The organism is Gordonibacter sp. (assembly GCF_036667095.1).
Lineage (GTDB): Bacteria > Actinomycetota > Coriobacteriia > Coriobacteriales > Eggerthellaceae > Gordonibacter.
On sequence record NZ_JAVWUP010000178.1, the window covers coordinates 1 to 5,028 of the forward strand.

Sequence of the window (5,028 nt, forward strand, 5' to 3'; positions counted from 1 at the left end):
GTGACGTAGCTCTCGAACGTTTCCGCATACTTTTCAGCATCCGGATTGTCCATGCCAAAGTTCGCCTTCACATATGATTTAATGGCAACGCGCACGAGCGGGTCGTCGTCATCCTCGGATTTCTTTTGGGAAACACCGCCCATTCGCATCTTCGCCCGCGCCGCTCCTATGAGGTCTAAGACCTCTTCGTCATAGTCAGTGCATCCGGCGAACCGGAGGGCTGCCCGGCACGCGTCAAGGATTGGTGTAATTCCGGCTGCTTTCGCCATGTGCCGCCACCTCCTAGCCTACGCCTTGTTGCCGATAGTGAGCATCACGAAGCCCTGAGGAACGGCTAGGCCGCCATCAAAAAGCAAGTATCCGTCAAAACAGTGCTTCTGCGTTCCGTTCTCGATGTAGGGGCGCACATCGGGGCCGTCAAAGATGTTGCCACGGAATAGGTCAGGGTAGCCAATAAGCATAACGCCATCAGCAAGGTTGTCTTCGAGCTTGACGGTTTTTCCGAAGATGCGACCTTGCACGGTCGGGTCTTCGGTCTTCTCATCAACGAAGTAAGAGCGTTTCGTAGCATCCTCGATCATGGCAATTTGATTCCAAATGGTATCGTTGTTTGCATAGACAATAGCGCCCTTGGGAACTGCATTTCCAAAGGTTTTCAGCTTCCCGAAGGAGCCTGTGAGGTCTGCCTTTGCAAGCGTGCCAGCCGTCTTACACGAAATCCGGTTCGCTGTAGCAATTCCAAGCTTACTGTCGCTCATGCGGGACACAACAAACGTATCACCGGCCACACTCAAACGATCGCTTACTTCTTGCTTGATGTATGCCTCGAAGCCATCAAGGCTCTGTACGGACATCTTGCGCGACATCTTCACCGTCTTTTTGATTTCATCGCCGGTGAGAGTGATGGTGTCAAACTCGTTCTGCTCGTCTACCGGAGCATCGCCCTCGCCCGTCTTTGCCGCGTCTCCTGCGGTGATGGCCTTGTGGCGCAGCAACTCAAACTGGTGTTTCAACATGGAGCGGCGCACATCGGAAAAAAGGACAGCGGAGCCATCAATGAGCTTGATGATCTCGTTTTGAAGCTCGACGGGCACGGCGGCATCCGTATTGCTTGTGAGAATGGTGAATGCGCGGCGCTCAACGTCAGTGAGCTCGTTTCCGCCCGCGAGTTGGATTCCGGCACGCGCTGCAATGTCTTTGAAATAAGCGCGCTTTTGAGCCGCTTCGTAGTCAGTCGTGTCATAAGCACCACCTCCAAACTGCGCCCCGCTCGCCGTACGCGCAAGCGGCACATTATCAACCGGGGAGGCCTGTCCCGTCTCGATTGCTCGGCGTGCCGCATCCACAGCGGCCGTGCGCGCCTTTTTCGTCCCCTCTCCACTCTGCACGCGCTGTTCAAGCTCGGCGACGAGCTGGCTCACGCGCTCTTCGTCTTCTGATGTGTCCGCGCCATCCTCTGCACCCTGCAACTGTTCAATGAGCTTGTTGAGCTCTGCAATGATTGCCTCAATGTCCATTTCTCAAACCTTTCTTGTTAACTGCGATTGCGGCGCGCGCTATTGCGAGCGCCCTATTCCTGCGGCCAAACTCCTTGGCCGACTGCTCGATCACTCCGTCGAGTAGGTTTCTTGCACTGATTTCGGTATTCGGGTCTGCCGGAAGGCTCACAGCGGACACGTCATATATCTTCTTCACTTTCGTAATAGTGGTTGTCTTAGTCTCACGGTTGTACTCGTCAGCCGCTACGCTAAAAGCCCAACTCATGCGCGTAGTAAGCCCGCTTTGTATTTCTTCGTACAAATCACGCCCGCGCTGAGAGCGCGCCAGGTCTGCCGCCACAAACAAGCCATGATCGTCCGGCTCCACAATGAGGGTTTCGTTGCTCATGCGAGCGTACACGTGCCCTCGATGGTCATACTGCATGATCACATCGCTCATGTCGCAATCGCTGAAAGCATCCGGGCTCACAATTTCGCGGTACTCGTTGCCGTTGAAATCCTCGAACAGCACATAGGGGTCATCAAAGGTGCTTGCGTACCCCTCAACGTAGTATTTTGAATCGAACCGCTTGTCGGCTCCTTCTTCTGGTGGCGTAAGCGTCACCGTCATGGCTCGGTATTGCCTATCACTCGGTTTTGCTGGCATTGTCGCCTCCTTGGGTAGTGGTTGCATTTGGCTGTGGGGTATTTCCGAAAACAGCGGCGTTTGTCTGTGCCGCCTTGGCGGCTTGGTCTGCTGTGTGCTCACTGATAAGAGCCAGGTCTATATACTCGCCGCGTATTACGTGGCGGCTTCCGCCCTCGTAGTGGGGCATTTGAAAGATGTCAGCGACAGCATTACCGTCAGCAACGCCACGGTCGAAAAGCTGGGTTGCAACGCTTATCTTCGTTGTGGCGCTTGCGTACTCAAGGCGGTTTGCCGAAAACATGATTTCGTTTCCGCAGCTGATTTCGGATGGCGTGAAGGTCATGGCGGTGAGCACGTGGCCTAGCTGCACGGCGAACGGCTCTATGCTGCCTTCATAAAAAGCGTTGAACACATCCTCTGTCGCCTTGTTCAGCACTATCTCCTCGTTTGTGCCAAAGTGCCGATAAACCGCTTTTTCTATGCGCTCCATCTGTGCAGCATCAACGGTGTAGCTCTTCGGCTCGACCTGCTTCACATCCTCGAAGGCGCGGTCATATACAGCGATACCGCCCGCGTTGTCTGCGGATAGGTTCGTTTCGTTGAACGTCTTCGCCTTCTTTTTCATGTCATCATTGGGAAGGTTTTGTGAGAACTTGCCGATAAATCTCACTGCTGCGCCCTGCTTTATAGCCACCTGCTCAGCGTCGTTTTGCGCGTGCATGAGCCGAAGTGTCGGCGTGAGTACATCCGCCCCATCGCCAAACAAATCACTTTTGTACTGGTGGCGCGTTAGCACGCCGACGCGCGACCATTCAACGTAGGCGCTCCGCTCGCTCGTGAAGTCGAGTTTCAGCCAGAGCTCGCCGTTAACGTCATAAGCCTGGCAGATGTTCGGCAGTACCGGGTAGTACCCGATCTGGGTAACTCCATCATCGGCCACGAGCGGTATAATAAGACACGTATCGTTCACGCTAAGCATGCGCCATATGCGCGCGATGAATTGCGGAGTGGTCTGCCACGGGTTCGGCTGTATCGAAAGCGAACGCGCCGCACGCGGCTTTGCCACCCCGGACACCTCCGGCTTGAGCTTGCTTGCGTGGTTCGCTCCGGCCTCGATTGCCGAGCGCGTGAGCTCCGCCTCGTATATGCCTCCCTGCCACGTGCTGAATGATGGCGCGTATGCGGTAAACGTTCCGAAGAACCCATTCAATGCCTGCGCCTGCTGCAAGTGCGATTGCTGGGGAAACACGGTGTCGAACATAGAGCGGAAAAGCCCCGTTGCTTGAGCCATAGTCTAGCCTCCGATCAAGGCGCGGTAGTTGTCCATTTCGTTTTTTAGTGTCACGAACGCGTCAATCTCGGCAGCCCAAAGGTCGATACGATTGCGCGGGTCTTGATTCTTTTTGTCGGGCTGGATGTTGCCATTCGTGTCAGTTTTTATCATCACGTTCGAACGGCACCACTCAGCAACAGGGTTCGCGCAATCAACAATCTGGTTGGTGCGGTAGAGAGCGCGAATTTCTTTCATGGGTATGGAGAGCGTTTTGGCCCCCTGTATGACGCTTTTGAAGTTCTGCACGCCGAAGTAGGCCCCGTAAGCCTCCACGGTGGGTGTGTCTCGGATATGCCAGGGGTCATACCCGCACGATATGCAATAGATGCCATAGTCGCGTCGGAGCTCATCGAACCAATCGAGCACTACGCGTTTGTCGATGATCGGATCGTCACACACGCGCAAAAGCCCGCGGGCAACCCACTTGTCATACGGCACGCCGTCACGCCCGCCACGCTTGCCCTGCCGCTCGGCCTCATCTATTGCGCGCCGTTGAACCCATCCCATATGAAGCGCGTATATTCGATCATCTTGCGGTCTCATCATCAGCACGCAAGCCGCCGTGAGGTCGGTAGTGTCCGACGCATCAACACCAGCGACGGCGTATATGAACGCCGGGTCTGCCGGGTCGAAAACAGCCGCATTGTGGATTTCTGCCCACTTGAGCCATGCGCTTGATTGGTTCTCAATGAGGTTGAAGTCCTTCACCAGAAGCGACGGCAAGTCATCCGGACTATCCTTTGCCTTCATGACATTTTGCCGAAGCGCGACGAGCTTCTTTATCGTTCCTAGCCCTGGATTCGCTTTAACCCATGCGCTTTCATCCTCCCATTCTTCGCGCTCGTCAAGCTCGAATATGAACGCGATGAAGTGTTCGGCCTTCTCGCCTTCGGCTTTTCCGTCGAGCCACTTTTCTGCGTATTTATACTGGGCATCGAATACGTTGTCGCGAACGAACCCATTTGTTGTTATCTCTATGACGAGCGGCTGGTCACGCGCGCTCGTTCCTTGAATCGTCAAGTCGTACAAGTCACGGTTCTTCATGGCCGCGAGCTCATCAATAATGGCACAGGAGATATCCAGGCCATCAAGGTGGTTTGTATTTGCACTCAGTGCGCGAATGGATCCCATCGTCAATCCGCAATAAAGGTCTGATACTCGTTTTCTGACGTTCTTTGCAAGCGCTGGCGAAGTCTGCACCATGCGCCAAGCGTTGTTAAACCCCTTTGTCGCCTGGTCTCGCGCGGTTGCGACGTTGTAGACTTCCGGCGCTCCCTCACTATCGTTCACGAGCATGTCAAGTTCAATTGCTGATGCAAGGGCCGTCTTGCCGTTCTTTCGACCCATTACCCACAGCACCTCACGGTACTGCCGCATGCCATCATCATCGACAAACCCGAATATGACAGTAAGTATTGCCCGTTGAAACAGCTCTAGCTTAAACGGCGCGCCTAGCTTGCCCGATGGGAGGCGACAGAACCGCTCGATGAAGTCAATGTGCTTTGCCGCGTGGCGCTCGCTGAAGCGGTAGGTGCGCGCTTCTTCGGTTGAATCGAGGTCAGCCATAA

5 protein-coding genes are annotated in these 5,028 nt (G+C 54.8%); all 5 read right to left on the reverse strand.

All coding sequences use genetic code 11. From position 1 onward, the window contains the following. Positions 1 to 269: hypothetical protein (locus RR842_RS11835; protein WP_332729846.1), on the reverse strand; the 269-nt coding region annotated here is incomplete at its 3' end. An 18-nt stretch (positions 270 to 287) separates the two neighbouring features. Beyond that, positions 288 to 1,517 (reverse strand): phage major capsid protein, encoded by a 1,230-nt coding sequence (locus RR842_RS11840; RefSeq protein WP_332729847.1) that lies wholly within the window; start codon positions 1,515 to 1,517, stop codon positions 288 to 290. Then, on the reverse strand, positions 1,507 to 2,145 hold the full coding sequence (locus RR842_RS11845) for an HK97 family phage prohead protease (RefSeq protein ID WP_332729848.1): 639 nt from the start codon (positions 2,143 to 2,145) through the stop codon (positions 1,507 to 1,509). Before RR842_RS11845 ends, RR842_RS11840 begins: the two co-directional genes overlap by 11 nt. Beyond that, positions 2,126 to 3,418, reverse strand: coding sequence for a phage portal protein (locus RR842_RS11850; RefSeq protein WP_332729849.1), 1,293 nt, complete (start codon positions 3,416 to 3,418; stop codon positions 2,126 to 2,128). Before RR842_RS11850 ends, RR842_RS11845 begins: the two co-directional genes overlap by 20 nt. A 3-nt stretch (positions 3,419 to 3,421) precedes the next feature. Further along, positions 3,422 to 5,028, reverse strand: a 1,607-nt coding sequence (locus RR842_RS11855) for a terminase TerL endonuclease subunit (protein ID WP_332729851.1), incomplete at its 5' end; no start/stop codon positions are given.

Excerpts from the sequence above, each read along its gene's own strand:
- RR842_RS11840 (WP_332729847.1), bottom strand. The coding sequence starts at position 1,517 with ATGGACATTGAGGCAATCATTGCAGAGCTCAACAAGCTCATTGAACAG.
- RR842_RS11845 (WP_332729848.1), bottom strand. The coding sequence starts at position 2,145 with ATGCCAGCAAAACCGAGTGATAGGCAATACCGAGCCATGACGGTGACG.
- RR842_RS11850 (WP_332729849.1), bottom strand. The coding sequence starts at position 3,418 with ATGGCTCAAGCAACGGGGCTTTTCCGCTCTATGTTCGACACCGTGTTT.